This window comes from Paraoerskovia marina (assembly GCF_900105445.1).
GTDB classification, from domain to species: domain Bacteria; phylum Actinomycetota; class Actinomycetes; order Actinomycetales; family Cellulomonadaceae; genus Paraoerskovia; species Paraoerskovia marina.
Genome location: NZ_LT629776.1, coordinates 959400 through 986396 on the forward strand (window position 1 = coordinate 959400; position 26997 = coordinate 986396).

A 26997-nucleotide genomic window follows, 5' to 3' on the forward strand; every position below is an offset into this window, starting at 1 on the left:
CGCGCGGTCCGCGGCCGACGTCGCCTCTCGGGCGCGTCGTCTGCGAGAATCTGACGCGTGTCCACCCGACCCGAGACCTGCTGATGCGCACCGAGAACCGCTCGGTCGCGACCGCCTGCCTCGCCGCCCTCGTCGCCGTCGCCGCGTACTTCGGCCCCACGGTGCTTGCCGGCGCGGCCACGCTGCTGGTCCTGCTCGTCGTGATCGGGTGGCCCGCGCTCCTGGATCTCCCTGCCGCCGGAGGCACGCGCTTCGTCATCGCGCTGGCCGGGTTCGGTGCCGTCGCGACCGTCTACCTGACCGAGGGCGAGCAGGCCCTGCGCAACCTTCCGCTGGTCCTCGCGATGGCACTCCTGCTCGCGTTCGTCAACGAGTTCCTCCGACGTGACGGGCGCGAACGCCTGGTCGACTCGGTGACTGGAACCGTCTCCGGGGTGGTCGTGGCGGTCGCCGCGGCCGGCTGGCTCGCCTCGGCACGGGGGGACTCCGGCGTGCCGCTCGTCGTGGCCTGCGCCGTCGGGCTGGCGATCGCCGCCGCGTTCGCGGCGCTCCCGCTCCGTGGCTGGTGGAGCGAGGTCGCGACCGTCGGCGTCGCCGTCGCCGCCGCCGGGCTGGTCGGCTGGCTCACGCCCGACCTCGGACTGGCGCGCGGACTCTGGGCCGGGGTCGTCGCCGGTGTGGTCGTGGCGTCCAACCACCTTCTCTTCGACCGGGTGCCCGTGGTCCGTGACAGCCGGGCGGCCGGCGTCGCCGCCATCTGCGTGCCTGTCGCGGTGACGGGGGCGATCGTCTACGTCGTGGGGCGGGTGCTGGCCGGATGACCGACAACCTCTGGATGCTCCTGGCCGTCCTCGCCCTGAGCGTCGTCGTCGGCGTGTGGTGGCGCTCGCGTCAGGGTGTGGTCCGTACGAGCGACACGGGGCCCGCGCAGCGGGCAGGTGCCGCACCGTGGGCCCACCTCGGGCTCCCGCACGACCGGATCGTGCTGATGCAGATGTCCGCCGAGATCTGCAGCGCCTGCCGGCAGACGGCCCGCGTGCTGTCCGAGGTCGCCGCCGCGGACGAGGGCGTCGTCCACGTCGAGCTCGACGTCGCCGAGCACCGGGACCTGGCCGCGGCGCTGCGCGTCCTGCGCACACCGACCGTCGTGGTCGTCGGCACCGACGGCACCGAGGTCGTGCGCGCGTCGGGCGCGATGACGCCCACACAGGCACGCGAGGCGGTCGCCCGCGCCCGCGCCGAGATCTCGACCCCCGCGCAGAACACCGGAGCAGAACGATGACACCTCAGGGAATCGACCCGCGCGGACCCCGCGTCGGCGCCGGGATCACGGCCTTCCTCCTCGCGATCGTCGTCCTCCTCGGGGCGACCCCCGAGGCGTGGGGCCTGCTCGTGCTGGTCACGGTCGGGTTCGGCATCGGCGCGGTCTGGGGGCCGGGCGCGACGTGGCAGGGGCGGCTGTACCGACGATGGATCGCCCCGCGGCTCGACCCGCCGACGGAGCGCGAGGACCCGCGACCGCCGCGCTTCGCGCAGCAGGTGGGCTTCGTGATCTGCCTGACGGGCGTGGTGCTCGGCCTCACCTGGTCGGCCGGCGCGGTCCCCGTGGCGGCGGCGATCGCACTCATGGCGGCGCTGCTCAACGCGGCGTTCGGGCTGTGCCTGGGCTGCGAGCTGTACATGTTCGGGCAGCGGCTCCGGGCGCGGCAGAGCACGTCCGGCGGCCGGTAGACCCGTCCGCGGGTCAGTAGACGAGAGCCTGCACCGTCGGGTCGAGGATCTCCTCGACGAACAGCGACGACCCGGCGATCCTCGTGCCGGGCAGCACCGAGGCCTCGGTGATCCCGCGCCGTGCGGCGCACTGCGTGCACACCGTCAGCGTCCCCGCCTCGAGCACCGCGGCGACGAGGTCGGCCAACGGAGCCGCGTGCTCCAGCGCGACGTCGTCGGCGCGGCCCGGCACGGCCATCCACGCCGCCTCGCCGGTGAGCCACACACCGACCTCCGTGCCGGCGGCGAGTGCGGCGGTGGCGACGGTGAAGACCTGGTTGATCGTCTCTGGCCGGTCGGCGCCGCTCGTGGCCTTGAGGACGAGCCTGCGCGGCATAGGTGCGTTCACAGCCGCCAGCGTAGACGCCGCCGGTGCCGACTCCCCAGGCTCCGGCGCGGCGGGTAGGATCGCTCGCATGTCGACACATGCCCTCGAACTCATCTTCCTCGGCCTGCTGATCGCGGCGACCGTCACGATCACCTGGTTCGCGTTCTACGTCGTGTACAAGCTCTACAAGGGTCAGAACTGAGGTTTTCATGCCGTTCGAGATTTCCGACGACCTCTCCCCGGAGGTCTACCCGCTCGCGTGGTTGGTCGGGAGCTGGCGCGGCCAGGGTGTCGTCAACTACCCCGGCGTCGACGAGGCGGTCTTCGTCAACGACGTGACGTTCGACCACGACGGCGGCCCGTACCTGCGCTACGAGTCGACGATCCGGATCCTCGACGAGCAGCCCACGCCGGCCGACCCGGCCGTCGGCCTGTGGCCCGACGCCGAGGCGAGCGTGGACGACGACGTCCCGTCCACGGTCTGGTCGACGGAGACCGGCTACTGGCGGGTGTCGAGCGAGCGGCCCGAGGGGCTGCCCGAGAACCGCTTCCCGGTCGAGGTGATCGTCGCGGACGCCGCCGGGCGGGCCAGCCTGTTCCTCGGGACGGTGGGTCAGGGCCGCATCGAGCTGGCGACCGACTTCGTCGCACGGACGACGACCGCCACGGAGGTCACCGCCTCGCAGCGGATGTACGGGTTCGTCGAGGGTGACCTGCTGTGGCACGAGGAGCTCGCGGCCTTCGGCAACGAGCTCCAGCCGTACGCGTCCGCGCGTCTGGCACAGAAGTGACGGGCCTCGTCAGCCCCCTGCTCGACCGTCCGGGCGCCGTCCCCGCGGCCGGCCCTGACACAGGGGTCGCCTGGCACTACGGCGACCCGACCGCCGAGCAGCGTGCGCTCGAGCGCGGCGGGGCCGTCGTCGACCAGTCCCACCTCGGCGTCGTGCGCGTGGCCGGTCCGGACCGGCTGTCGTGGCTGCACTCGATCACCTCGCAGCACCTGCAGGACCTCGCCCCGCGAACCTCGACGGAGCTGCTCGTGCTCAGCCCGCAGGGTCGGGTCGAGCACGCCGCAGGCGTCGTCGACGACGGTGAGGCGACCTGGTTGGTCACCGAGGGTTCGCACGCCGCGGACCTTGCGGCGTGGCTCGACCGGATGAAGTTCATGATGCGGGTCGAGATCACGGACCTCTCGGCAGAGCTCGCCGTGATCGGCGAGCCCGTCGACGCCGAGGGGATCGACGGCGAACCGGTGACGTGGCGTGACCCCTGGCCCGCCGTCGCCGTAGGCGGCACGCGCTACGGGCCTCCCGCCGACGAGCACCCGGGAGCGGAGCGCGCCTGGCGCCTCGTCCTGGTCCCGCGCGCCGAGCTCGTCGACGCCGTCGCCGCCCGTGAGGCCGCCGGGTGGCAGCTCGCGGGCACGTGGGCGTCGGAGGCCGAGCGCGTGGTCGCCTGGCGGCCACGCCTCGGGGTCGACGTCGACGACCGCACGATCCCGCACGAGCTCGACTGGCTGCGGACCGCCGTGCACCTGCAGAAGGGCTGCTACCGCGGGCAGGAGAGCGTGGCGCGCGTCCACAACCTCGGGCGACCGCCCCGTCGGCTCACGATGCTGCACCTGGACGGGTCCGGGCACCTGCTGCCGGAGCCCGGCGCGGAGATCCGCGCCGACGAGGGCGGCCGTGCCCTCGGCGCGGTCACGTCCGTCGCCCGCCACCACGAGCTGGGACCGGTCGCGCTCGCCGTCCTGAAGAGGTCCGCGCCCTCGGACGCCGAGCTGCTGGTCGACTGCGACGGCGGTGCCGTCAGCGCCGCCCAGGAGCAGGTGGTCCCCGGCGACGGCGTGTCCGTCGACCGCCCGGCCGCACGCCGGCCCGTCGCCCGGGGCGTCACTCCCCGCCGCGACGGTCCCGCCAGCATGATCTGAAGGTGCCGAGCCTGACACGAGACGGCACGCTGTCCTCATGAGCGGGGACGTGTCGGACTCTGCGCGGACGGATCGCCCCCGCGTCGTCGTGCACGCGCGCGTCCGCCAGGGCCTCAACCGCGTGCGGGCGGCGTTCTGGCCGATCATGCTCGCCTCGGCGGCGGCGTCCGGGGCCTGGGCGTTCGCGCACTACGTCGTCGGCCACGAGTTTCCCTTCTTCGCGCCCGTCGCGGCGTGGGTCTGCCTCGGCTTCAGCGCGGACCGGGAGGTCCGCAAGGTCGTGGAGCTGGGGGTCGGCGTCGCGATCGGCGTCCTCTTCGGTGAGCTCGTCGTGCTCGGCATCGGTGGCGGGTGGTGGCAGGTGGGGCTCGTCCTCGCCGTCGCGACCCTCCTGGCACGGTTCATCGACCGCGGGCCGATGCTCACCATGCAGGCCGGGACGCAGGCGATCGTCATCAGCAGCATCCAGCCAGGGACCGGCGTCACCCCGTTCGACCGGTGGACCGACGCCCTCGTCGGGGCCGCCGTCGCGCTCGCCGTGGCCGTGATGCTCCCCGGTGACCCGCGCGCCCGCCCCCGCCGTGCGGCGTCGGACGCGGTCTTCGAGTTCGCGTCCGGACTCTCACGCCTGGCCGACGCACTGCGCGACGCCGATGCCGACGACCTGGAGACGGCACTCGTGCGCCTGCGGGCCTCCGAGCCGTCGTTGCAGGAGTGGCAGTCGGTCGCGACCAACTCGGCCGACGTCGCCCGGGTCAACGCGGTGCAGCGACGTCACCTGCCGGAGATCCGGCGGCTCCAGGACGCCTCGGTCCGTACCGACCGCGCGGTGCGGTCGGTGCGGGTGCTGACCCGGCGTGCGCTCGGCACCCCGTTGGCCGAGCACGACGTCTCGGCGATCGCCGACGTCGTCGAGCGGTTCGGGTCGGGCTGCCGGGTGCTCGCGTCGGCCCTGTCCGGGGGGATCGACCCGTTCGTCGCGCGCGAGATCCTCGAGGAGGTCGCGACCGAGCTCGATCCCCACGAGCTCGGGCAGGGGGACTGGCACGTCCAGTCGTTGGTGCTGCTCCTCCGGTCGCCCGTGGTCGACATGCTCGAGGCCGCCGGTGAGGACCCTGCCCGGGCGCGGGCTCTGCTCCCGGAGCTGTAGGAGCCGCCGGAGAATCTCTCGCGGATTCCTGGTGCACCGAGCGGGGCGACCGGTAGTTTGTCCCGCATGGACGTTGCCGTCAGCGCACTGCGCGCCGAGCTCAAACAGTGGATCGAGCGCGCTCGGGACGGTGAGGACGTGGTCATCACCGACCGTGGCGTGCCTGTCGCCCGCCTGTCCGGGATCGGTTCCGCGGACCTCGTCGCCCAGCTGATCCGGGACGGGGTCCTGACGGCCCCGGACGCGCCACGGGCCGAGGTCCGTGCGCCGGAGCGCACGGCCCGCACCTCGGGCGTGACCAGCTTCGTCCGACGGATCCGACGCTGACGTGCTCGTCTACATGGACGCGAGCGCCCTCGTGCATCTCTGCACGCCGGGCACGGGCTCGGAGCTGGCGGCGACCCTGTGGAACCGCGCGGACCTCGTGGTGACCAGCCGGGCCGCCGTCGTCGAGATCCCCGCCGTGCTGCGTGCCGGCCACCATGCGGGTGCGCTCGACGACGCGGCGTACGTGACGGCGTTGACGGCGTGGCAGGGGCTCCGTGGTGGTCTTCATCTGGTCGAGCTCACCCCGGAGGTGTCGCGGCGTGCGGTCCAGGTCGTCGAGAACGCGGTGACCCCGGTGCGGACGGACGACGCGCTGCACGTGGCGAGCGCGTTGACGGTGGCCCACGAGGAGCTCCTGGTCGCGGCCTGGGACGAGGCGGTGGCCGGGGCTGCCCGGCGCGAAGGCCTCACCGTCGTCCCGTAGGCTCGGTAGGTGCTCTACTCCGCCCAGCTTCTCGTGATGGACCTGCTCTCGGTCGCCATCCTCGCCATCGCCGTCTTCGCCCTCGTCGACTGTCTGCGCCGCCCTGCCGAGGCGTTCACGTCGGAGCGCAAGCTGACCAAGCCGATCTGGACGGGCATCCTGGCCGTCGTCGCGGCTCTCGCGTTCATCGCGGTCCCGCCGCTCCGGATGAACCTCGGGTTCCTGAATCTCATCGCCGCCGTGGCCGCGATCGTCTATCTCGTGGACGTGCGTCCCCGCCTCGCGCCTTACCGGCGTCGTGGCCCGCGGAAGGGGTCGGGCGGATGGTGACGGCCCCGATCGCGCGCGACGCCGTCGAGCTCGCGCTCGTCGTCCGCGGTGACCTGGTGGAGTCGGTCCACCTCGGCCATCTGGTGGTGACCGCCCCGGACGGCTCCGTGCGTACCGCGCGCGGGGACGGGAACGTCGTGTTCTGGCCGCGGTCCTCGGTGAAGCCCATGCAGGCGGTCGCGATGGTGCGGGACGGTCTGGACCTCCCCGACCGCCTGCTCGCGCTCGCGGCGGCCTCGCACGACGGCGCGGTGGTGCACGTCGCGGGCACCCGCGAGATCCTCGCGGGGACCGGGCTGCACGAGTCCGACCTCCTCAACACGCCCGACCTTCCGTACGACGCGGTGCAGGCCGCGATCTGGCGCGGTGCGGGTCACGGTCCGGCGCGCGTGGTGCAGAACTGCTCCGGCAAGCACGCGGCGATGCTGGCCACGTGCGTCGCCAACGGGTGGGACACGGCCACCTACCTGGACCTCGACCACCCGCTGCAGCGGTCGATCGCCGCGACGATCACGGAGTTCACGGGCGACGAAGCAGGCCTCCCGGTGACTCGCGACGGGTGCGGGGCACCGCTGTTCGCGACGACGCTCGCAGGCCTGGCGCGTGCGCTCGGCCGTGTGGCGGCCGCCCCCGGCACGGCACCGGGCAGCGCCGAGGCGCGCGTCGCCCGGGCGATGTCCGCGGTGCCCGAGATGGTCGGCGGTCCCGAAAGGACCAACACGCGCCTGATGCGCGAGATCCCGGGTGTCGTGGCCAAGGACGGTGCCGACGGCGTCTTCGCGCTGGGGCTGCCTGACGGGACCGGTGTGGCGTTCAAGGTGCTCGACGGCGCGGACCGACCGCGGTCGGCGATCGCCGTCGCGGCCCTGCGTGCGGTCGGCGTCGACACCCCGGGCCTGGACACGATCGGCGAGAGCCCGATCCTCGGCGGCGGGGTGCCCGTGGGGGAGATCGTGGCGGTGCTCTCGTGAGGGCGGTCGTGCAACGGGTGGCCCGAGCGGCGGTGCGCGTCGACGACGAGGTCGTCGGGCAGATCGCCGAGCCCGGGCTCTGCGTGCTCGTCGGCGCGACGCACGACGACGGCCCGGAGCAGGTCGCGCTGATCGTGCGCAAGATCGCGGAGCTCCGCCTCCTCGACGGCGAGGTCAGTGTCCAGGATGCGGACGCACCGGTGCTGGTCGTCAGTCAGTTCACCCTCTACGCGGACACACGCAAGGGCCGACGCCCGTCGTGGAACGCGGCTGCCCCGCGGGAGGTCGCCGAGCCTCTGGTCGAGCAGGTGGTCGCGGGCCTGGTGGAGCGCGGTATTCGCGTCGCGACCGGGCAGTTCGGCGCTCACATGCAGGTCGAGATCGTCAACGACGGACCGGTGACGATCCTCCTCGAGGCGTGAAAGCGCTCCCAGGCTCGGTCAACAGGACAAAAGTCGTGGACGGGTGTATCCAGGCTTTCTCAAGGTTGTTAACATTTCCATCGTCGTCCACGCCGGACGGGAGGATCGACGATGACGTCTACGACACGAACTACCGACAGCCGCGCTGAGCCACAGGCCCGACGCAGCGGTCGCAGCGGCGTGGTGCTCGATTCCAGGACGATGGAGATCGAGAACGCGCGGGACCTGGTCGACGCCGGTCACGGTGCGATCGTGTGGACCGCCGAGACCGGCTCCGGCAAGAGCACATTGCTCGACCAGGCCGTCGACGCCGTCGAGGACCTCGGTCACGTCGTCGTCCGGTCGAGCGCGCAGGTCGCGCCGACGGACCGTGGCCCGGGCCGAGCTGTCGAGAGCCTGGTCGCCCAGGTGGTCGCCGCCACCGGTGTCGCGGTGGCGGACCGTCTCGTCGAGGCCCTCGACATCGCCGCGCCGACGTACCCCTACCTGCCGGAGGTCGCGGCCGCGGCACTCGGCGAGTACCTCAAGGATGCCCTGGCGGACCGGACGCTGATCGTCGTCGCCGACGACATCGACCGGATCGACGCCCTCAGCCGAGCCGTCGCCGTCGCCGCGATATCTCAGCGTCAGGCGCGCATCGTGCTCCTGGGGACGGCCACGTCGTCGGACGACTTCGGGAGGCTGCCCTACGACGTGCGGACGCGTCCGCTGCCCCGTGTCGACGGCACGGACGTGCTGAGGCTGCTGCGCGCCAACGACGCGGGCCCGGTCGCCCCGTCGGTCGCCGCGCATCTGGCCCGTGAGCTGCACGGCAACCTCGTGTGCATCCTCGAGGCGGCCGAGCACCTCGACGCGGACCAGCTCGCCGGGGCGCGCCTGCTCCCCGACCCGCTGCCCGCGGGCGCTGCCGTCCACGCCGCGCTGGAGCCGGCGATCCTCGCGCTGGACGAGACCGAGCGCCGTGCGCTCCTGATCGCGTCGGTCAGCGTGGTCAACCGCACGGACGTCCTCGTGGCGGCGGCCGACTGCCCGGTCGAGGTGGTCACGGACGGACGCCTGGCCGACTGCCTCGGGCTTGTCTCCGGACGATTCCGGTTCGTCGACCCGCGAGTACGGTCGCTCGCCCACAGTCTCGCCTCCCTGCAGGCCCGGACTGCGGCGCACGCCGCCCTCGCTGTTGCTCACGCGGCGGCGGGGGACGATCTCCTCTCGGCGTGGCACCGGGCGCTCTCGTCCCTTGAGGGCGACCCCACCGTCGTCAGGCCGCTCCTGGATCTGGCGGTCCAGCACCTGCGGCAGGGTGAGGCGACGTGGGCGCACGAGGTCGCCCGTGAGGCGATCAACCACGCCTCCGACGCGGAGCGGCCCCACGCCTACGAGCTCGCCGGTGCTGCGGCGCACTGTGCCGGGCACGTCGTCGACGCCGTGTCGTGGCTGCGGCGTGCCGCACGCACCGGCGACGTCCAGGTCCGCTCCCGCACGCTGATGCCGCTGACGTCCGCTCTGACCCTCGCCGACGACCAGGTCCCGGACGACGTCGTCACCCGAGGGCTCGCCGAGGCCCAGGACGGCCGGGTGACCGACGGCGACAGGTTCGCGATCGCCCGCGGCCTGACCATGGCCGCGGCCCTGCACGTCGAGCGGGGCAGCGCGACGACCGCCCGCGAGCTCATGGGCGAGGCGGAGCGCCTCTGCCCCGGTGAGGGGTGGGACTCGGGCCTGCAGCTGGCGCAGACGTGGATGGCTGCCTACCAGGTGGACGACGCGGACCTGCCGCGGTCGAGCGGCGGCCCGCCGGACCACGAGGGACTCCTGTGCGCCGCGCGCGCGGTCGCGGTGGCCAGGACGGGTGACTGCGGCGCGGCGTCCCGCATGCTGGCGTCGTTCATCGCCGAGCTCGCACCCGTGCGTTCTGACGAGCGGTGGCTCGACGGGCCGCAGAGGTCCGTGACGCCGATCGTCGAGGCGCACCTGCGCGTCGCCCAGGCGCTCGTCGAGTTCTGGTCGGGCGACCTGCGGCGCGCCGCCACGATCTTGGCGAACGCGGCCTTTCGGCTGCCCGTCGGGCTGGTCTGGGCGGGGACGGCGTCCGCGCTTGCGCGGCGGCTCGACCTGCTGCGCAGCGGCGCCGTCGGTGTCCTGGCCGAGTCCCTCGAGTCGACCAGCGCGGGGACGAGCGCCCCGCCGATGCGGATCGGCGGGCTCGTCGACCGCGCGCTCTCGGCCGCGTTCCTGGGGCGGTACGGCGAGGCAGCGACGCTGCTCCAGCTTGCGGCCGAGAGGGAACGGCGGGACGAGGTGCGCGCGCTCCCGCTCGCAGGGCTCGACGAGGCCGAGACGTGGGCACTTGTCGGTCGACGCGAGGCGGCGGTCGCTGCCTACGAGCGGCTGGAGACGACCACCCGGTGCCTGCCCCCGGAGCTTCGTCAGGCAGTCCGGGACCGTTCCGCGGCGGCGGTGGCCCTCCCGGAGGAGTCTCCCGCGGCGTGCGAGCGTGCCGTCGCGTCGTCCTGGGCGTTGGACTCCGCGTTCGAGCGTGCCCGGACAGAGATGACCGTGGGTCGGGTGGCGATCCGTGACGGCCGGACGGCCGAGGCGCACGGTCATCTGCGCGCGGCCCAGGAGCTCTTCGAGGAGGCCGGCGCGCCGGCCTGTGTCGAGGTTGCCGCACACGCGCTGGCGGGGCTGACCGCGAGCCGTGCGCCCGCGCAGGAGTCCGACGGCGCCGGTGACCCTCTGCCGGTCGGGGTCTCCGCGCCCGAGGCGACGGCGGTGTCGACCGAGGAGTGGATGGAGCCCCTGACCGAGCGGGAGAGGGACGTGGCCCGGCTCGTGGTCCGCGGGCTCTCGAACCGCGAGGTCGCGGAGAGGCTCTTCCTCTCCGTGCGCACCGTCGAGGTCCACCTGGGGCGGGTGTTCCGCAAGCTCGACGTCCGCAGTCGCGTGGAGCTGACCGTCCTCGCTCACGGCGGGTAGTGCGAGGTACGGGATCGCCCGTACTCGCTGCCGTGATATAGGTCACGATCCTGTGGGTTTCCCTGATTCGGTACGGATCTCGCGTCGCTAGCGTCACCGCGTGAACGGGCCCGCAACGGGGCGGACCCGTGGAGCAGGGGAGGATGCACATGCATGTCTCGAAGCGGGCCCGCGTGGTCGCGGCCCTGACGACGGCGACGGCCCTCGTCGGAACATCCTTGAGCACCGCGGCCTGGGCGAAGACGCCGGCCGCGGTCGTCGTCGAGTGCGCACCCGCGTGGAGCGCGACGACGACCTATACCGGCGGCGACGTCACGTCGTCGGGCGGGGTGAACTACCGGGCGAAGTGGTGGACCCTCGGTGAGAAGCCGGGCGCCAGCCCGTGGGGGCCGTGGGCCGTGGTCGGCGACTGTGGCGAGCCGGACCCGGACCCGACGACGGATCCCACGACCGACCCGACCACCGACCCCACGACCGACCCGACGACGGATCCGACGACCGACCCCACGACGGACCCGACCACCGATCCCACGACACCGCCGTCGGGCAACCCCGACGAGGTCTGCCGACCGGACGGGATGGAGCCGACCGCGGGTGTCGACACGCCCTACTGCGACGTGTACGACGAGAACGGTCGCGAGATCCTGCCGAACGGGCTGGACAGGCGCGTGATCGGCTACTTCACGAGCTGGCGCACGGGGGAGAAGGGACAGCCCGCGTACCTGGCGAGCGACATCCCCTGGGACAAGCTCTCGACGATCCACTACGCCTTCGCGCACATCGGGCCGGACAACAAGGTCTCGGTGAACGCGGACGTCCCGGACAACGAGGCGACGGACATGACGTGGCCGGAGGTCCCCGGCGCGGAGATGGATCCGTCCCTGCCCTACACCGGGCACTTCAACCTGCTGCACCAGTACAAGGAGCAGAACCCGGGGGTGAAGATCCTGCCCTCGGTCGGTGGCTGGGCCGAGACCGGCGGCTACTTCGACGCTGACGGCACCAGGGTGGCCTCCGGCGGCTTCTACGAGATGACGAAGACGCAGGCGGGGATCGACACGTTCGCGGACTCGGTGGTCGACTTCATCCGGGAGTACGACTTCGACGGCATCGACATCGACTACGAGTACCCGACGTCGAACGCGGATGCCGGGAACCCTGACGACTTCGCGATCGCCAACGCACAGCGTGGGCAGCTCTGGGCGAACTACGAGAAGCTGATGAAGACGCTGCGGCTCACGCTGGACGAGGCCGGTGCCGAGGACGGTGAGTACTACCAGCTGACGGCAGCGCTCCCGGGCTCGGGCTGGCTGCTGCGTGGCATGGAGGTCTCGCAGGTCGTCGAGCACCTCGACTTCGTCAACATCATGTCCTACGACCTGCACGGGGCGTGGAACGAGTACGTGGGTGGGCTCGCCCCGTTGTACGACGACGGCAAGGACCCTGAGCTCGCGGCCGCGAACGTCTACGGCGCGTACGACAACATCGGCTATCTCAACACGGACTGGGCGGCGCACTACTTCGGCGGTGCGATGCAGGCAGGCCGCATCAACATCGGTGTCCCGTTCTACACCCGCGGATGGGACGGCGTGACGGGCGGGACCAACGGGATGGGCGGCTCGGCCCGTGCTCCCTGGGGCTACGACTGCCCGCCCGGGACCGAGGGCAGCTGTGGTGCGGGTGCCGCCGGCGTCGCGAACCTCTGGTACGACCTCGGGGAGGACGGGACGCCGGAACCGGCGGGCTTCAACCCGATCTGGCACGCGCTGAACCTCGAGAACGGGGTCGTGGGCGACTACGCCGAGTCGTTCGGCATCCCGACGACGATCACCGGCTCGTTCAGCCACCACTTCGATCCCGTGACGAAGAACGAGTGGTGGTGGAACAGCACCACCAAGACCCTGATCACCGGCGACAGCGAGCAGGCCGTCGGCGAGAAGGCCGACTACGTGATCGACCAGGAGCTCGGCGGGATCATGATCTGGGAGCTGGCCGGCGACTACGCGTGGGACGAGGCGGCCGGTCAGTACCAGCAGGGGCACACGATGATCGACCTGCTCCACCAGCGGTTCTCGGGCACCTCTCCTTACGGGGCGACGAAGGCTACCGGCGCGGCGCCGACGGAGGCGCTCGACGTCGACATCTCGTACGAGGGCTTTGCGCTCGGGGACAACAACTATCCGATCAACCCGTCCGTGCGGTTCACGAACAACGGTTCGACGGCGATCCCGGGCGGGGCGAAGATCTCCTTCCAGTACGGGACGTCCGCCCCCGGGGACATGAGCGGACAGGGTGGATGGGGCACCAGGGTCGTCGCCCGCGGGCACATCGGTGACAACATCGGTGGTCTCGACGGGCGTTTCCACACGGTCGAGATGACGGTGCCGTCCTCCGGCATCGCCCCCGGGGCGTCGTCCGCGTCCAAGGTCTCGTGGCGGCTTCCCGCCGCGCAGTTCTCGAACGTGACGGTGTCGTTCGGCGGAAAGACCTACGCGACGACGTACGACCACCCGCGTGGGGTCACGGTCGTCAGCCCGGGGCCGGGTACCGACCCCGGGACGGATCCGACGACGGGGCCGCCGGGAGCGTGCTCGGGTGCGGCCTGGTCGCCGCAGACGGCGTACAACGGCGGAGCTCGCGTCTCGCACGACGGGCACTACTGGACCGCCCGCTACTGGACCCAGGGAGAAGCCCCGGGCGGGGCCGGTCAGTGGGGTCCGTGGCTGGACGCCGGCGCGTGCTGACTCGGTGAGGTGAGGTGGAGCCCGGGACGCGACGAACGGTCCCGGGCGCCACCTCTGTGCGCAGGTCTGTCAGATCTCCGCACCGCTGTACGTAGTTACCCCTACCCGTACGAGTGGTTGAGCACTGAACGGTGTGGGAAACGCTGATTCAACTTTCCACTGGTGGTTCGTAGCGTTCTCTGGTAGTCCCGCCCGGCGCATTCGATGTCGATGCGACGGGCGCCATATCCAGGAGAGGCAGGAACCATGCTCCCCATCTCGAGGCGATCACGCAGAGGTGCGGCACTCGCCGCAGCTGCGGCCCTCGTCGGCGCATCCATGGTCTCGTCGGCCGGAGCGTGGGCACAGGCGCCCGCTGCGGTCTCGACGGCCACCGTCGCCGAGTGCGAACCCGCGTGGAGCTCGTCGTCCACGTACGTCGGAGGCGCGCTCGTCTCCGTCGACGCGACCAACTACCGGGCCAAGTGGTGGACCCAGGGCGACCAGCCCGGAGCCACGCCGTGGGGACCGTGGGAGAACCTCGGCGCCTGTGGTGCCGAGCCGACGACGGATCCCACGACGGACCCAACCACGGACCCGACGACCGATCCGACGACGGACCCGACGACGGACCCGACGACGGACCCGACCACGGACCCGACGACGGACCCGACGACGGACCCGACGACGGACCCGACGACGGACCCGACGACCGATCCGTCCACCGGGACTCCGATCTCCTCGAACCCGGACGACGTCTGCCGGCCTGACGGCATGATCCCGACGCCCGGGGTGGATACCCCGTACTGCGACGTCTACGACGAGGACGGGCGGGAGATCCTGCCCAACAACCTCGACCGCCGCGTGATCGGCTACTTCACGAACTGGCGCACCGGCGTCGCCGACCAGCCGCGGTACCTGGCCAGCGACATCCCGTGGGACAAGGTCTCGCACGTCAACTACGCCTTCGCGCACGTGGGCTCGGACAACAAGGTCTCGGTGAACGCCGATGTGCCGGGCAACTCCGCGACCGACATGACGTGGCCGGGCGTCGCCGGGGCCGAGATGGACCCGTCGCTCCCGTTCACCGGGCACTTCAACCTGCTCGCCAAGTACAAGAAGGAGAACCCGGGCGTCAAGGTGATCCCGGCGGTCGGCGGCTGGGCCGAGACCGGCGGGTACTTCGACGGCGAGGGCAACCGTGTCGCCTCCGGCGGCTTCTACACGATGACCGAGTCGCAGGCGAAGATCGACACGTTCGCCGACTCGGTGGTCGACTTCATCCGGACCTACGGCGTCGACGGCATCGACATCGACTACGAGTACCCGACGTCGAACGCGAACGCCGGCAACCCGGACGACTTCGCGTTCTCCGACGCACGTCGCGGCGACCTCTTCGCCGGCTACGTCGACCTGATGAAGACTCTCCGCGAGAAGCTCGACGTCGCGGGCGCCGAGGACGGCGAGTACTACATGCTCACCACCGCGTCGCCGTCGTCCGGATGGCTCCTGCGTGGCATGGAGGTTCACCAGGTCGTCCAGTACCTCGACTACGTCAACCTGATGTCCTACGACCTGCACGGTGCGTGGAACGAGTACGTCGGCGGCAACTCGCCGCTCTTCGACGGCGGGAACGACCCCGAGCTCGCGGCGGCCGGCGTCTACACGGCGTACGACGGCATGGGCTACCTCAACGGTGACTGGGCCGCGCACTACTTCCGCGGCGCGATGCAGGAGGGGCGCATCAACCTCGGCGTCGGCTTCTACACCCGTGGGTTCCAGAACGTCCAGGGCGGCACCAACGGCATGGGCGGCCGGGCTCCGGCACCGGCGGGCTTCAACTGCCCGGCGGGCACGAGCGGCAAGTGCGGCTACGGGGCCGACGGCATCGACAACCTGTGGTTCGACACCGACCCGCAGGGGATCGCCATCCCGGCCGGTGCCAACCCGATCTGGCACGTGCTGAACCTCGAGAACGGCGTGGTCGGCGACTACGCGGAGGCCTACGGCGTCCCCACCACGATCGAGGGCAGCTACGAGCGTCACTTCGACCCCGTCACCAAGAACGAGTGGTGGTGGAACGCGCAGACCAAGACGTTCCTGTCCGGCGACACGACGCAGGCGATCGGCGACAAGGCCGACTACGTCGTCGACCAGGGCCTGGGCGGCATCATGATCTGGGAGTTCGCCGGTGACTACGGGTACGACGCGGCCAAGGGGCAGTACGAGATCGGCCAGGACATGGTCGACCTCATGCACTCGAAGTTCAGCGCGGCGACGCCGTACGGCGCGTCGAAGGCGAACGCGGACCGCACGATGCCGAGCAAGGCGCTCGACCTGAGCATCGACTACACCGAGTTCGCGCTCGGCGACAACAACTACCCGATCGCCCCGAAGGTCGTGTTCACGAACAACGGCGCGACCGACATCCCGGCCGGCTCGACCGTGTCCTTCCAGTACGGCACGAGCGACCTCGGCGAGATGAGCGACTGGTCGGGCTACAAGACGACGACCACGAAGCAGGGGCACACCGGCGCCAACGTCGGCGGTATCACGGGCGACTTCCACGACGCCGAGTTCACGGTCCCGACGGGTGGGATCCCGGCGGGTGGCTCGATCACCAACAACATGAAGTGGACGCTCCCGATCGCGCAGTTCTCGAACGTGGTCGTGACGATCGAGGGGGTCGACTACGCGACCACCTACGACTGGCCGCGAGGCGCCACGGTCGTGGACGTCGCTGCCGGTGGCGGCACGGGCGGAACCGGCGGAACCGGCGGAACCGGCGGCTCCGGCGGGACGACGGGCGGCGGAGACGGCGTCTGCTCAGCTCCCGCCTGGAACGCGAGCACCGCCTACACGGGTGGCGCCACGGTGAGCAGCGACGGTCGTGAGTGGACCGCCCGCTACTGGACGCAGGGCAACACGCCGAGCACGGCGACGGCCTACGGGCCGTGGGCCGACGCCGGCGCCTGCTGAGACGGCGGCGCGAGAGCGCCGTGACCGGGTCGGGTGGAGGGCACCCTCCACCCGACCGTCCACCGGGCGACCGGTGGACACCAGACCAGGCCGTCACCGACGGCCGAGGTGCTGCATCGATGCGGCACCGTGACCAGAGAGGAAACACTCTGATGAGAACGACCACCACACGCGGCACGGCCCGGTGGGCCCGTGTCGGCGCGCTGGCGACGTCGTTGGCGCTCGCAGGAACGGCGGCCGTCACGTCCGTCGCTTCCGCATCGACGGAGCAGGCCGTGCAGACCGCGGCCACCGTCGAGACGGGTGACTCCGCGATCAACGGCTACCGCAGCGTCGGCTACTTCGCCCAGTGGGGGGTGTACGGCCGCGACTTCCAGATCCCGGACCTGCACACCTCCGGCTCGGCCGACAAGCTCACGCACATCAACTACTCGTTCGCGAACATCCACCCGACGACGGGTAAGTGCTTCATCGCGAACAAGGCCGTCACCGAGGGCCCGAACGGCGCCGACGGCGCGGGCGACGCCTGGGCCGACTACGGGATGACGTACACGGCGGCCAACTCGGTCTCCGGTGTCGCCGACACGTGGGACCAGCCGCTCGCAGGCTCCTTCAACCAGCTCAAGCAGCTGAAGGAGAAGCACCCGCAGATCCGCCCGATGATCTCGATCGGTGGCTGGACCTTCTCGAAGTACTTCTCGAAGGTGGCCGCGACCGACCAGGGTCGCAAGACGCTCGTCTCCTCCTGCATCGACGTCTACCTCAAGGGCAACCTGCCCGTCATCGACGGTCGTGGGGGCCCGGGAGCCGCAGCCGGGATCTTCGACGGCATCGACATCGACTGGGAGTGGCCCGGGACCAACAACGGTCTCGAGGGCAACATCGTCGACGAGGCCAACGACAAGGAGAACTACCGTCTCCTTCTCAAGGAGTTCCGCGAGCAGCTCGACGCCTACGGGGCCGAGACCGGCAAGGACTACCTCCTGTCGGCCTACCTCCCGGCGAACCAGGAGGACATCGAGGCCGGTGGCTGGAACGACCCGCGCATCTGGAACTACCTCGACTACGGGAACCTGCAGGGCTACGACCTGCACGGTGCCTGGGACCCGGACCTGACGGGCCACCAGGGCAACGTCTACAAGGACCCGAACGACCCGCGTGAGCCGAGCCGTCAGTTCAACATCGACGAGTCGCTCTCGCTGTACCTCGACGCGGGCATCGACCCGGCGCAGATCGGTCTCGGCCTCGCGATGTTCGGCCGCGGCTGGAAGGGCGCCGACCAGGCGGAGCCGTGGGGCACCGCGACGGGTGCCGGACCGGGCACCTGGGAGCCTGGCAACGAGGACTACGACAAGCTGAAGAACCTCGGCCAGGGCTACTACGACCCCGAGACGATCTCCTCGTGGCGCTACGACGGCAACCAGTGGTGGTCGTTCGACGACACCAAGTCGATCACCGCGAAGGCCGACTACATCCGTTCCAAGGGCCTCGGTGGCGGCATGTGGTGGGACCTCTCGGGCAACCGCGACGGCTCGCTGATCGACACGCTGTTCTCGAAGCTCGGGACCGGCGCGGCCGGCCCGGTCGTCGGCGGCGGCACCGTTCCCGACCCGGACCCGACCACGGATCCCACGACGGACCCGACCACGGATCCCACGACGGACCCGACCACGGATCCCACGACGGACCCGACGACGACCCCGACCACGCCCGGTGACTGCACCGTGGCGGCCTGGGACTCCTCGAAGGCCTACTCGGGTGGTGCCGCGGTCTCGTACAACGGCAAGAAGTACACGGCCAAGTGGTGGACCCAGGGCGACGTTCCCGGATCCGCCGGAGCCCCGTGGGCCGAGGCCGGCTCGTGCGGGACGTCGACTCCGACGACCACCCCCACCACGACCCCGACGGCCACGCCGACGGCCACGCCGACGACGACTCCGACGACGACCCCGACGACGACCCCGACCACGTGTGCTGCTGCGTGGGACGCGTCGAAGGTCTACACCGGTGGACAGAAGGTCACCGTCAACGGCGTCCAGTACGAGGCCAAGTGGTGGAACACGAACGACAAGCCGGGTGCCAGCACCTGGGGTCCGTGGAAGGAGCTCGGCGCTTGCTGACGAAGTTCGTGCGCAAGGCGCTCCCGGTTCTCGCAGTGGTGGCTCTCGCCGCCGGCTGCTCCGGGGACGAGCCTGCTCCGGCCGCCGAGCCCGAGAGCGTCGAGGCCGACGGCCAGGTGCAGGTGGGGTCGTTCAACATCGAGCCCGCCGAGTACTGGTCGGTCACCCCGGGTGACCCCGGGGTGACGACGGTCCGTGTGGGCGGTTGCCCGGACGAGGACGCGTGCCCGGAGTTCCAGATTCTCGAGCGTGATGCGATCGAGGAGGTCGACGTCTCGCAGCCCTACGTCCCGGAGGGTGCGACCTGCCCGGGGTCGGAGGGCCTGTCGGCGACGGCCACGGACTCCGTGGAGTCCTCGGACGCCACGGTGGCGGGGTCCTCGGCGACGCTGATGGTCGTGCAGCTCTCCTGCGTCGACGACGCGGGGGACGAGGTCCGCACGGCCGAGCAGCGCCAGTGGTTCACGGAGGAGGCCCCCGAGGTTCTCGTCGTCGACCGCTGGGCGTTCGAGGGGCTCGACGAGCGCCTGGCGTCTGCGACGGTCGCGTCGAAGGCGTAGTCCAGACGGTACGACGACGGCGGGTCCGGGGCTTTCGCTCCGGGCCCGCCGTTGGCATGCTGGAGTGATGAGGCACCCGCTCCTGTCGATCACCGTCGCCGTGCTGAGCGTCGCCGTCCTGACGTCGTGCGCGACGGACACGCCCGCCGGGTCCGACCCGGCGACCTCCGGCGCGGACACGTCCACGCCCGATCCGCCGACGACCCCCTCGGGCGAGACGTCGACCCCGCAGGTGCCGGTGGTCGACGCGGAGGCGACGGACATCCCGCTGCTGCCGGGGGTCTACGGCACCGGCTATCCGGCGGGGGTCGAGGCCGGCCAGGAGATGCGGGCGGCGGGCGGCACGGGCGTGGCGCGGACCTCGGAGCCCGGACTCGTCCACGTCTTCACGGCCGGCTCGAGCTCCTGCCCGCCGGTCGTCGAGTCGACGGCGGTGGCCGAGGACGACGGGTCCTTGTTCGTCGCGAAGGTCGAGATCCCGCCCGCGACCCCGTGCACGATGGACTTCCGGCCGTTCACGAGCGTCGTCGCGCTCCCGTCCGGGGTGGACCCCGAGGCGGCCCTCACGTTCCACGTCGCCACGGCATCCGGTTCGGACGAGTTCGTCACCGTCGAGTTGCCGGTGGACGCCGGACCTGGTGACGTGGCATGGGCGGCCGGATGAAGGGTCCGTGCCCGCCCGGTCGACCGTAGTCCCGTCGAACGAACCCCGATCATGAAGGAGAGCATCATGCCCGTACGCTCCGCACAGACCTCGTGGAAGGGAACCCTCGAGGAGGGTTCCGGCACCGTCGCGCTGACCAGCTCCCAGCTCGGCACGTACGACGTGTCGTTCCCGCGTCGCTCGGCCGACGACGCCGAGGGCGTGACGAGCCCGGAGGAGCTGATCGCCGCCGCGCACTCGACGTGCTTCGCGATGCAGTTCTCCGCACTTCTGGGCGCGGCGGGGGCCACGGGCATCTCGCTCGACGTCGCCGCGGACGTCTCGCTCGGCCCGGACCCGGCGGGCGGGTTCCGGATCCCCTCGATCGCGCTGCGCGTCCGTGGTGAGGCGAGCGGCATCGACTCCGACCAGTTCCGCTCGATCGCCGACGAGGCGAAGGCGACGTGCCCGGTCTCCAAGGCGCTCGCCGGCCCGGAGATCACCCTGGAGATCACCTACGGCGTCTGACGCACGAGGCAGGCTCGCAGCAGGACCCGCACCCTCCCGGGGTGCGGGTCCTGCCGCGTCGGGGGAGCCCTGTCGGTCCGGCGGACTACGCGGGCAGCAGCGGCGGCGTCTGAGCACCGGCGCCGTCCCGGATCCCCTCCACGGCCTCCCGGAGCGTCGAGCGTGCGTCGTGCTCGGGAGCCCAGCGCAGCAGCTCGCGCGCGAGGGTCGTGTCGAGGACGGGGGAGTCGAACAGCGTCGCGAGCCACCGCGGGTCGACGGGGGCTACGCCCAGGCGTGACGCCGCACCGAGCGCCTGGCGGGCCTGCGTGTCGGTGATGGTGCGCATCTGCCCGTTGGAGACGACGTCGGCGAAGTCCTGCCCGGAGAGCACGTCCGCCGCCGCGAGGTTGAACGCCCCCGGCTGCCGCTGGATCACGACCTTGCGGTAGGCCTCGCCGAGGTCGTCGGCGTGGATCACCTGGATGCGCAGGCCGTCGGGCCACAGCACGGTCGGGACGGTGCCGTCCTTGCGGATGGGGCGCGACGGAAGGCTCCCGACGACGTCGCGGACCAGCTGCCCGGCGACCCGGCGGTGCAGGACGATGGGCGTGCGCATCGACGTCACGATGGTGTCGCTGTTCCGGGAGAGGGCGACGAGCAGCCGCTCGACCCGCGCGGTCGTCGTCATGGGGCGGTCGGCCGCCGCGGCCGCGCCCGTCGTCGTGTTGATCCGTGCCCACGGGGCGCTCGCGGTCTCGTCGCCGCCGCGGACGGGCCAGGACTCGGTCCGTGGGGAGTCGTCGTCGCTCGGGGAGTACGCGCCCGTGCAGGAGGCCGCGACCACGTGCCGCACGTGCGCCTGGGCGGCGGCGTCGAAGACCCGCTGGGCGACGAGGAGGTCTGTGTCCCGGCGGACCCGGCTACCGACGTCGGCGCGGGGCGTGCGGGCGACATGAATCACGGTGTCGGCGCCGGCGAGGACGTCGGCGAGCCGGTCCGTGACCGTCGGGCCGTGGCCCGGGCGGGGGTCCCGGGCGGCGAGGTCGAGGCGCACCCACTGCGCCGCGTCGTGCGGGAACTCGACGGTGCTCGCGCCCTCCGTGCGCGGGACCCGGCGTGCGATCCCGACGAGCTGGGTCACCACTGGCTCGTTCGCGAGGGCAGCGAGCACCGCGGTTCCGACATTTCCACTGGCTCCGACGACGACGACGTGCACGGCCGACTCCTTCTCCGTAGGTGTCTCGACGCTAGCCCGCGGAGCCGTCCTCTGCTCGTCCAACGGCGCCGGTGATGCCTGCCAGGGTCGACCTCGGCGGGTCCGGGAGCTCGGGGAGCAGCACGGACATGCTCGCGACGAGCAGCGACTCGACGTCGTCGCGGGTCAGGCGGCCTGCTGCGGTCCCGCCGTCGTGGGTGAGCCACGTGGCGGTGAGGTTCTCGGCGAGCGCCACCCATCCGCGCGCCAGGGCGGCCAGGCGGGGCGTGGGGGTGAAGCCGATGGAGGTGGCCGAGAGGCTCATGCGCCCCACGAGCGACTCGCGCACGGCGGTGAGCATCTCGTCGGTGTCGACGTCGACGAGGGCGCCGCCCCACAGGTCCCGCCAGATCGCCTCGTGCTCGGCCACGGCGTCGAGGTAGGCATGGGCGATCCGCGTGGGGCGCTCGGCAGGGGGCACGGACTCCGGTGCGCGCAGCGCCGCGTCGAGCTCCTCGATCGCGACGCGCGCCACGGCGCCGTGCAGTCCGTGCGCCGAGCCGAAGTAGTGGAAGACGAGGGCCTTGGAGCGGCCCGCGCGCTGGGCGACGGTCGCCGCGGTGACCCCGCGCAGGCCGTTCTCGTCGGCGTCGGCGACGGCGGCGGCAAGGAGCTCGCGACGGCGGTCGTCCGGTCCGCGGCGGGCGGGCGTGGCCTGGGTCATGCGACTGGTCTACCAGACGTGTTGACCCGAGGTCAACAGTGGTCGTACCGTTGTTGACTCAAGGTCAACACAGGAGGACGGATGCAGATCACGCTCGACCACGTGCGGGTCGACGGTCGGCGCGAGCCCATGCTCGAGACGATCGACCTGACCCTCGCGACCGGCAGCGTCGTCCTCGTGGCCGCCGAGCCCGGGCACGGTCACACCGCGCTCGCCCTCGTCGCGACCGGGCGGCTGCGCCCCGACGAGGGCACGGTCACTTTCCAGTCCGACGGCCTCGTCTCCGCCGACCCGGCCGACCTGCGCGACGCCTCCGCCGTCGTCGACGCGAGCGGGATCAGCGAGCCCGACGACGCGCTGACCGTCGCGGACGTCGTCGCCGAGGGGCTGTCGCTGGCCGGGCGCAGGTCCTGGCCCGTGGACGTCACCCGGTGGCTCGCCGAGACCATGCCTGGTCTCGACCGACGCTCGCGGGTCGACGCCCTGCTCGGCACCGATCGGACCGCCCTGATGGCGGCGCTCGCGGTGAGCGACCCGCGCGTCCGTGTCCTCGTGGTGGTCGCCCCGGACCGGCACGGCGGCAACCCGGCCGGCTGGTGGGACCTCGCCGTCCGGTACGCCGAGGCCGGGTACGGCGTGCTCGTGACGGCAGCCCGCTCGTCGGTGCGCCTCCTCGGCCACCACCTCGAGTCCGCGCGCGACGACGACGCCTGGCACGCACCGCCCGTCGTCGTCGCGACCGAGACTCCGACCCCGTCCGTCTCGAACATCCCTACGGAGGACCTCGCGTGAGCGCGTTCCGACTGTCCGTCTCCGAGCTGCGCCGACTCACCTCCGGGCGCATGCCACGCCTCGCGATCCTCGCGATGGCGCTGATCCCGACCCTGTACGCCGGGCTGTACCTGTGGGCGAACCACGACCCGTACGACCGGCTGGACGAGATCCCGGCAGCGCTCGTCGTCCAGGACGAGGGCGCGACCACGACGGATGCGAGCACCGGGGAGACCACGACCGCGAACTACGGCGACGACGTCGCCGACCAGCTCGTGGAGGACGGCGGCTTCACGTGGGTCGAGACCGACGAGGCGGACGCCGAGTCGGGCGTGCGGACGGGCCGCTACGACGCCGCGCTCGTCGTCGGGCCGGAGTTCTCGGCCGACCTCGTCTCGAGCGGGGAGTTCGAGCCGCACCAGGCGAGCCTGCGCCTGGTCACCAACGACGCCAACAACTATCTCGCCACCACGATCGCGGAGACGATCGTGGGAGAGGTGCGCGACGCGATCGCCGCGGAGGTCGGGACCGAGGCCGCCACCGAGTTCCTCGACGGCTTCGACGAGATCCACACCAACCTGGCCGACGCCGTCGACGGCGCCGGTGACCTGCAGGACGGCGCGGCCGACCTGGACGACGGCGCCCACGACCTCGCGGACGGCGCCACGGACCTCAGTGCCGGTGCGGGGACGGCCGCCGACGGCGCGGCCACCCTCGCCGACGGCGCGCAGCAGCTCTCCGCCGGGACGGGTGACCTCGTCGCGGGAGCGGACGACCTCGCCGCGGGCACGGGCACGCTCGCCACCGGGGCGCAGTCGCTCTCGTCCGGCGCATCGGACCTGTCGGCCGGCCTCGAGGACCTGCGCGGCGCGACGGCGGACCTGCCCGACCAGGCGCAGGCGCTCGCCGACGGTGCACAGCAGGTCGCGGACGGCAACGCCGAGGTCGCAGGCTATGGCGACCAGGCCGCCGCGGCCGCCTCCGACGTCGTCGACAGCCTCGACTCCTGGCGGGACGACGTCGAGCAGACGCTCGTCGACCAGGGCGTGCCGCAGGACGAGATCGACACGATCCTCGCGACGCTCGACGAGGGCCGGGCGCCCGTCGAGGACGCGGCCCAGAAGGTTCAGGGCGCGGCCGGGCAGCTCGACGACCTCGCCGACGGGGCCGCACAGGTCTCGGACGGTGCGACGTCGCTCGCCGCGGGCGCCGACGACCTCCGGGCCGGGGTGGCGACCGCCGCGGACGGTGGCGCCGACCTCGCCGACGGCGCCGCGGACCTGGCCGACGGTGCCGCGGCCGCCGCCGACGGTGCCGGAGACCTCGACGACGGCGCGCAGCAGCTCGACTCCGCGGCCGGGGCGCTCGCCGTCGGTGCCTCGGACCTCGCCCACGGCACCGCCGACCTCGACGCCGGGGCACAGACCCTCGCCGCCGGTACCGGCTCCCTCGCCGCGGGCGCCGGAGACCTGCTCACCGGCACGGGGGACCTGCACGACGGGCTCGCCGACGGCCTCGACGACGTCCCCGACCTCGACGGCGAGACCCGCACGGAGACGGCCGAGACCATCGGCGACCCGGTCGCGGTGGACGCGGACTCGCTCTCGAGCGCCGGGACGTACGGCGCGGGGCTCGCACCGTTCTTCCTCAGCCTGGCGACCTGGATCGGCGCCTACGTGCTGTTCCTGCTCGTCCGCCCGCTCTCGACCCGGGCGCTCGCCTCGGGCCGCTCGGCGCTCGGGGCCGCGCTCGGCGGGTGGCTCACGCCGTTCCTGCTCGGCGTCGTCCAGGTGGTCGCGATGCTCGCCGTGACGTTCTTCGCCCTGCACATCGACATCGCCCACGGTCTGGGGACCGTGCTGTTCATGATCCTGGTCTCGGCGACGTACGTCGCGATCGTCCAGGCGCTCAACGTCTACCTCGGGGCAGCCGGGCAGTTCCTCGGGCTCGTGCTGATGCTCGTCCAGCTGGTGACCGCCGGCGGGACGTTCCCCTGGCAGACGATCCCCGAGCCGCTGCGCTCCCTGCACCAGCTGCTGCCCATGACGTACGCCGTCGAGGGGCTGCGCCAGCTCATGTACGGCGGGAGCGCCTCTACCGTCGCGCGCGACGTCGCGGTCCTCGCCGGGTTCCTGGTGGTCGCCCTCGCGGCGACGACCTACGCGGCCGTGCGCCAGCGGATGTGGACGATCACGCGACTCGAGCCCGAGCTCGTCCTCTGACGGCGCGCCGCCCGACGGCGAGCCACCGGGGTTGAGCGAGGGTGCTCTGGCCTTTAGGCCGGGGGTGAATCGCTCGGCCTGGGGTGTCAGTTGGGTCGGTTCTGGCTCTCGATGTACTGCCGGAGGACGTCGAGCGGGGCGCCGCCGACCGATCCGGCGAAGTACGACCCGGACCACAGTCGCTTGGCCCGCCAGTAGTGGCGTTCAAGTTCGGGGAACTCTTGGCGCATCCGGCGTGATGAGACGCCTTTGAGGGAGTTGACCAGCCGGGCCAGGGCGATCTTGGGCGGGTAGGTCACGAGCAGGTGAACGTGGTCGTCCTCCCCGTTGAACTCGACCAGTTCGGCCTCGAAGTCCGCGCACACGTCACTCATGATCGTTTCCAGCCGGGACAGGTGGGCGTCGGTGAAGACGTCGTGCCGGTACTTGGTGACGAAGACCAAGTGCGCGTGCATCGCATAGACCACATGCCGACCAGTGCGGATGGGGTGTTGATTGTCCATGAAACCAACACTACCTGGTGGTAGGGTGAGGGTATGAGTTTCACAATGCGTCACCGCTACCGGGCCTACCCCACGCCCGGTCAGCAGGACGCGCTCGCGCGGACGTTCGGGTGCGTGCGTGTGGTGTTCAACGACGCCATCGCGGCACGGAAGAACGCCCACGCCCGGGGTGAGGCGTTCATCAGCGCCAGCGCCTTGCAGTCACAGGTCGTGGCCCAGGCCAAGCGCACCCCGCAACGCCAGTGGCTGACCCAGGTGTCCTCCACCCCGCTCGAACAGGCCGTGCGTGACGCCGACCGCGCCTACCGGAACTTCTTCGATTCCCTGACTGGCAAGCGCAAGGGCGCCAAGATGGGACTTCCCCGGTTCCGGTCGCGTCACGACACCCGCCAGGCCGCGAACTTCACCCGTTCCGCCCGGTTCAAGGTCCGCACCACCACCCACGGCGTCGGGCACGTGTACCTGCCCAAGGTCGGATGGGTACGGTTCGCGCTCTCGCGTGACCTGCCCTCCGACCCGTCCTCGGTGACGGTGATCCGCGAGGCAGACGGGCACTACTACGTCTCGTTCGTCGTCCAACGCGACGTCGAACCGCAGGCACCCACCCACCCGGGCAGGGGTGCAGGGATCGACGTCGGACTGAGCGGATTCGCTGCCATCACCTACACCGACGGCACCCGCGAGACCATCGAGAACCCCCGACACCTGCGCACCCGCCAACGACGCCTCGCACGCGCCCAACGCGCCCTGGCGCGCAAGCAACGCGGGTCCGCGAACCGGGCCAAAGCACGAACCCGCGTGGCCGTCGAGCACCGCAAGGTCAAAGACGCCCGCCAAGACTTCCACCACCAACTCAGCGCACGGCTGATCCGCGAGAACCAAACGGTCGCCGTCGAGAAACTGAACGTGGTGGGACTGGCACGAGCCGGTGCCAAGAACGCCCAAGGACGGGGCCTGCGCCGCTCTGTCCACGACGCCGGATGGGCCGCATTCCTGACCCACCTCGCCGCCAAGGGCACCGAGCATCAACGCACCATCACCACCATCAACCCCGCCTACACCTCCCAAACCTGCGCGGTATGCGGAGTCCTGGACGGACCCAAGCCCTTGCACGTCAGGGCCTGGCAATGCACCGGATGCGGTCAACACCTCGACCGGGACTACAACGCCGCCGTGAACGTCATGGTCGCCGCTGGACTAGCGGAGACCCTAAACGCCCGTGGAGGGGATGTAAGACGACGGCTCGCCGCCGCAACCCCCGCAGAAACAGGAACCCACCGACACGATCAGACCCTCGCGGCCTGACGTAGTAGGAATCCCCGTCCTTCAGGGCGGGGAGGAAGTCAACTCCCGGACAGGGGGTGACCTCGCCGTCGGGTGGTGCGACAATCCAGGCGTGCCTGACAGTCGAGCCGCCAC

The 26997-nt window shown here is 71.7% G+C and carries 25 protein-coding genes; 21 read left to right on the plus strand and 4 right to left on the minus strand.

Annotation, left to right across the window (positions count from 1 at the left end; translation table 11 throughout):
* Positions 1–83 precede the first annotated feature (83 nt).
* The 3 genes from BLU20_RS04330 to BLU20_RS04340 are packed head-to-tail and all read left to right on the plus strand — an operon-like array spanning position 84 to position 1731.
* Positions 84–821, plus strand: coding sequence for a hypothetical protein (locus tag BLU20_RS04330; RefSeq protein ID WP_083371727.1), 738 nt, complete (start codon positions 84–86; stop codon positions 819–821).
* Positions 818–1282 (plus strand): thioredoxin family protein, encoded by a 465-nt coding sequence (locus BLU20_RS04335; protein ID WP_083371728.1) that lies wholly within the window; start codon positions 818–820, stop codon positions 1280–1282. The genes BLU20_RS04330 and BLU20_RS04335 overlap by 4 nt, the downstream gene beginning before the upstream one ends.
* Positions 1279–1731, plus strand: a complete 453-nt coding sequence (locus tag BLU20_RS04340) for a DUF4395 domain-containing protein (RefSeq protein ID WP_083371729.1) — start codon at positions 1279–1281, stop codon at positions 1729–1731. The genes BLU20_RS04335 and BLU20_RS04340 overlap by 4 nt, the downstream gene beginning before the upstream one ends.
* Positions 1732–1744: 13 nt before the next feature.
* Here BLU20_RS04340 and BLU20_RS04345 read toward each other — a convergent pair whose 3' ends face one another.
* The gene (locus BLU20_RS04345; protein ID WP_231959293.1) at positions 1745–2119 is read right to left on the minus strand and encodes a DsrE family protein; all 375 of its coding nucleotides are present in this window, start codon (positions 2117–2119) and stop codon (positions 1745–1747) included.
* A gap of 188 nt (positions 2120–2307) precedes the next feature.
* On the opposite strand from BLU20_RS04345, the gene BLU20_RS04350 reads away from it, so the two are divergent.
* The 15 genes from BLU20_RS04350 to BLU20_RS04430 all read left to right on the plus strand — a co-directional run bounded on the left by BLU20_RS04350 (position 2308) and on the right by BLU20_RS04430 (position 20181).
* Positions 2308–2889: an FABP family protein gene (locus tag BLU20_RS04350; RefSeq protein ID WP_029252857.1), complete on the plus strand. Its 582-nt coding sequence runs from the start codon at positions 2308–2310 to the stop codon at positions 2887–2889.
* Positions 2886–4028, plus strand: a complete 1143-nt coding sequence (gene ygfZ / locus BLU20_RS04355) for a CAF17-like 4Fe-4S cluster assembly/insertion protein YgfZ (RefSeq protein ID WP_083371730.1) — start codon at positions 2886–2888, stop codon at positions 4026–4028. The genes BLU20_RS04350 and ygfZ overlap by 4 nt, the downstream gene beginning before the upstream one ends.
* 37 nt (positions 4029–4065) lie before the next feature.
* Entirely contained in the window at positions 4066–5178 is a 1113-nt protein-coding gene (locus tag BLU20_RS04360; RefSeq protein ID WP_083371731.1) for an FUSC family protein, read from the plus strand.
* Between the two features lie 66 nt (positions 5179–5244).
* The gene (locus BLU20_RS04365; protein WP_043109741.1) at positions 5245–5505 is read left to right on the plus strand and encodes a type II toxin-antitoxin system Phd/YefM family antitoxin; all 261 of its coding nucleotides are present in this window, start codon (positions 5245–5247) and stop codon (positions 5503–5505) included.
* 13 nt (positions 5506–5518) lie between these two features.
* Complete coding sequence (locus BLU20_RS04370; RefSeq protein WP_083372906.1) at positions 5519–5929, plus strand: type II toxin-antitoxin system VapC family toxin; 411 nt, start codon at positions 5519–5521, stop codon at positions 5927–5929.
* Between the two features lie 9 nt (positions 5930–5938).
* Positions 5939–6259 carry a DUF2516 family protein gene (locus BLU20_RS04375; protein ID WP_231959294.1) on the plus strand — a complete coding sequence of 107 codons (321 nt, stop codon included), beginning with the start codon at positions 5939–5941 and terminating at the stop codon, positions 6257–6259.
* Positions 6253–7230 carry an asparaginase gene (locus BLU20_RS04380; protein WP_083371732.1) on the plus strand — a complete coding sequence of 326 codons (978 nt, stop codon included), beginning with the start codon at positions 6253–6255 and terminating at the stop codon, positions 7228–7230. The genes BLU20_RS04375 and BLU20_RS04380 overlap by 7 nt, the downstream gene beginning before the upstream one ends.
* Entirely contained in the window at positions 7227–7652 is a 426-nt protein-coding gene (gene dtd / locus BLU20_RS04385; RefSeq protein WP_083371733.1) for a D-aminoacyl-tRNA deacylase, read from the plus strand. The genes BLU20_RS04380 and dtd overlap by 4 nt, the downstream gene beginning before the upstream one ends.
* A 201-nt stretch (positions 7653–7853) precedes the next feature.
* Positions 7854–10628: a helix-turn-helix transcriptional regulator gene (locus BLU20_RS04390; RefSeq protein WP_083371734.1), complete on the plus strand. Its 2775-nt coding sequence runs from the start codon at positions 7854–7856 to the stop codon at positions 10626–10628.
* A gap of 149 nt (positions 10629–10777) precedes the next feature.
* Positions 10778–13372, plus strand: a complete 2595-nt coding sequence (locus BLU20_RS04395; protein WP_083371735.1) for a glycosyl hydrolase family 18 protein — start codon at positions 10778–10780, stop codon at positions 13370–13372.
* 246 nt (positions 13373–13618) lie between these two features.
* The gene (locus BLU20_RS04410; protein ID WP_197675419.1) at positions 13619–16330 is read left to right on the plus strand and encodes a glycosyl hydrolase family 18 protein; all 2712 of its coding nucleotides are present in this window, start codon (positions 13619–13621) and stop codon (positions 16328–16330) included.
* Between the two features lie 152 nt (positions 16331–16482).
* Positions 16483–18450 carry a glycosyl hydrolase family 18 protein gene (locus BLU20_RS04415; RefSeq protein WP_083371736.1) on the plus strand — a complete coding sequence of 656 codons (1968 nt, stop codon included), beginning with the start codon at positions 16483–16485 and terminating at the stop codon, positions 18448–18450.
* Positions 18444–19010: a hypothetical protein gene (locus tag BLU20_RS04420; RefSeq protein WP_083371737.1), complete on the plus strand. Its 567-nt coding sequence runs from the start codon at positions 18444–18446 to the stop codon at positions 19008–19010. Before BLU20_RS04415 ends, BLU20_RS04420 begins: the two co-directional genes overlap by 7 nt.
* Before the next feature lie 67 nt (positions 19011–19077).
* On the plus strand, positions 19078–19674 hold the full coding sequence (locus tag BLU20_RS04425) for a hypothetical protein (RefSeq protein WP_083371738.1): 597 nt from the start codon (positions 19078–19080) through the stop codon (positions 19672–19674).
* Positions 19675–19740: 66 nt separating this feature from the next.
* The gene (locus BLU20_RS04430) at positions 19741–20181 is read left to right on the plus strand and encodes an OsmC family peroxiredoxin (protein ID WP_029252870.1); all 441 of its coding nucleotides are present in this window, start codon (positions 19741–19743) and stop codon (positions 20179–20181) included.
* A gap of 85 nt (positions 20182–20266) precedes the next feature.
* Here BLU20_RS04430 and BLU20_RS04435 read toward each other — a convergent pair whose 3' ends face one another.
* Together BLU20_RS04435 and BLU20_RS04440 are read right to left on the minus strand one after the other, a co-directional pair.
* Positions 20267–21379: an NAD-dependent epimerase/dehydratase family protein gene (locus BLU20_RS04435; RefSeq protein ID WP_172829012.1), complete on the minus strand. Its 1113-nt coding sequence runs from the start codon at positions 21377–21379 to the stop codon at positions 20267–20269.
* 31 nt (positions 21380–21410) lie between these two features.
* A complete protein-coding gene (locus BLU20_RS04440; protein ID WP_083371740.1) occupies positions 21411–22082 on the minus strand; it encodes a TetR/AcrR family transcriptional regulator in 672 nt (223 codons plus the stop codon).
* Positions 22083–22163: 81 nt separating this feature from the next.
* Here BLU20_RS04440 and BLU20_RS04445 point away from each other — a divergent pair, with 81 nt between their 5' ends.
* Positions 22164–22874 carry an ABC transporter ATP-binding protein gene (locus tag BLU20_RS04445; protein ID WP_157270308.1) on the plus strand — a complete coding sequence of 237 codons (711 nt, stop codon included), beginning with the start codon at positions 22164–22166 and terminating at the stop codon, positions 22872–22874.
* Positions 22871–25075 (plus strand): YhgE/Pip domain-containing protein, encoded by a 2205-nt coding sequence (locus BLU20_RS04450; protein WP_083371741.1) that lies wholly within the window; start codon positions 22871–22873, stop codon positions 25073–25075. Before BLU20_RS04445 ends, BLU20_RS04450 begins: the two co-directional genes overlap by 4 nt.
* An 86-nt stretch (positions 25076–25161) precedes the next feature.
* Here the strand turns inward: BLU20_RS04450 and tnpA are convergent, their stop codons facing one another.
* A complete protein-coding gene (gene tnpA, locus BLU20_RS04455) occupies positions 25162–25578 on the minus strand; it encodes an IS200/IS605 family transposase (protein WP_083371742.1) in 417 nt (138 codons plus the stop codon).
* A 45-nt stretch (positions 25579–25623) separates the two neighbouring features.
* On the opposite strand from tnpA, the gene BLU20_RS04460 reads away from it, so the two are divergent.
* The gene (locus BLU20_RS04460; RefSeq protein WP_157270559.1) at positions 25624–26883 is read left to right on the plus strand and encodes an RNA-guided endonuclease InsQ/TnpB family protein; all 1260 of its coding nucleotides are present in this window, start codon (positions 25624–25626) and stop codon (positions 26881–26883) included.
* The last annotated feature ends 114 nt before the right edge of the window (positions 26884–26997 follow it).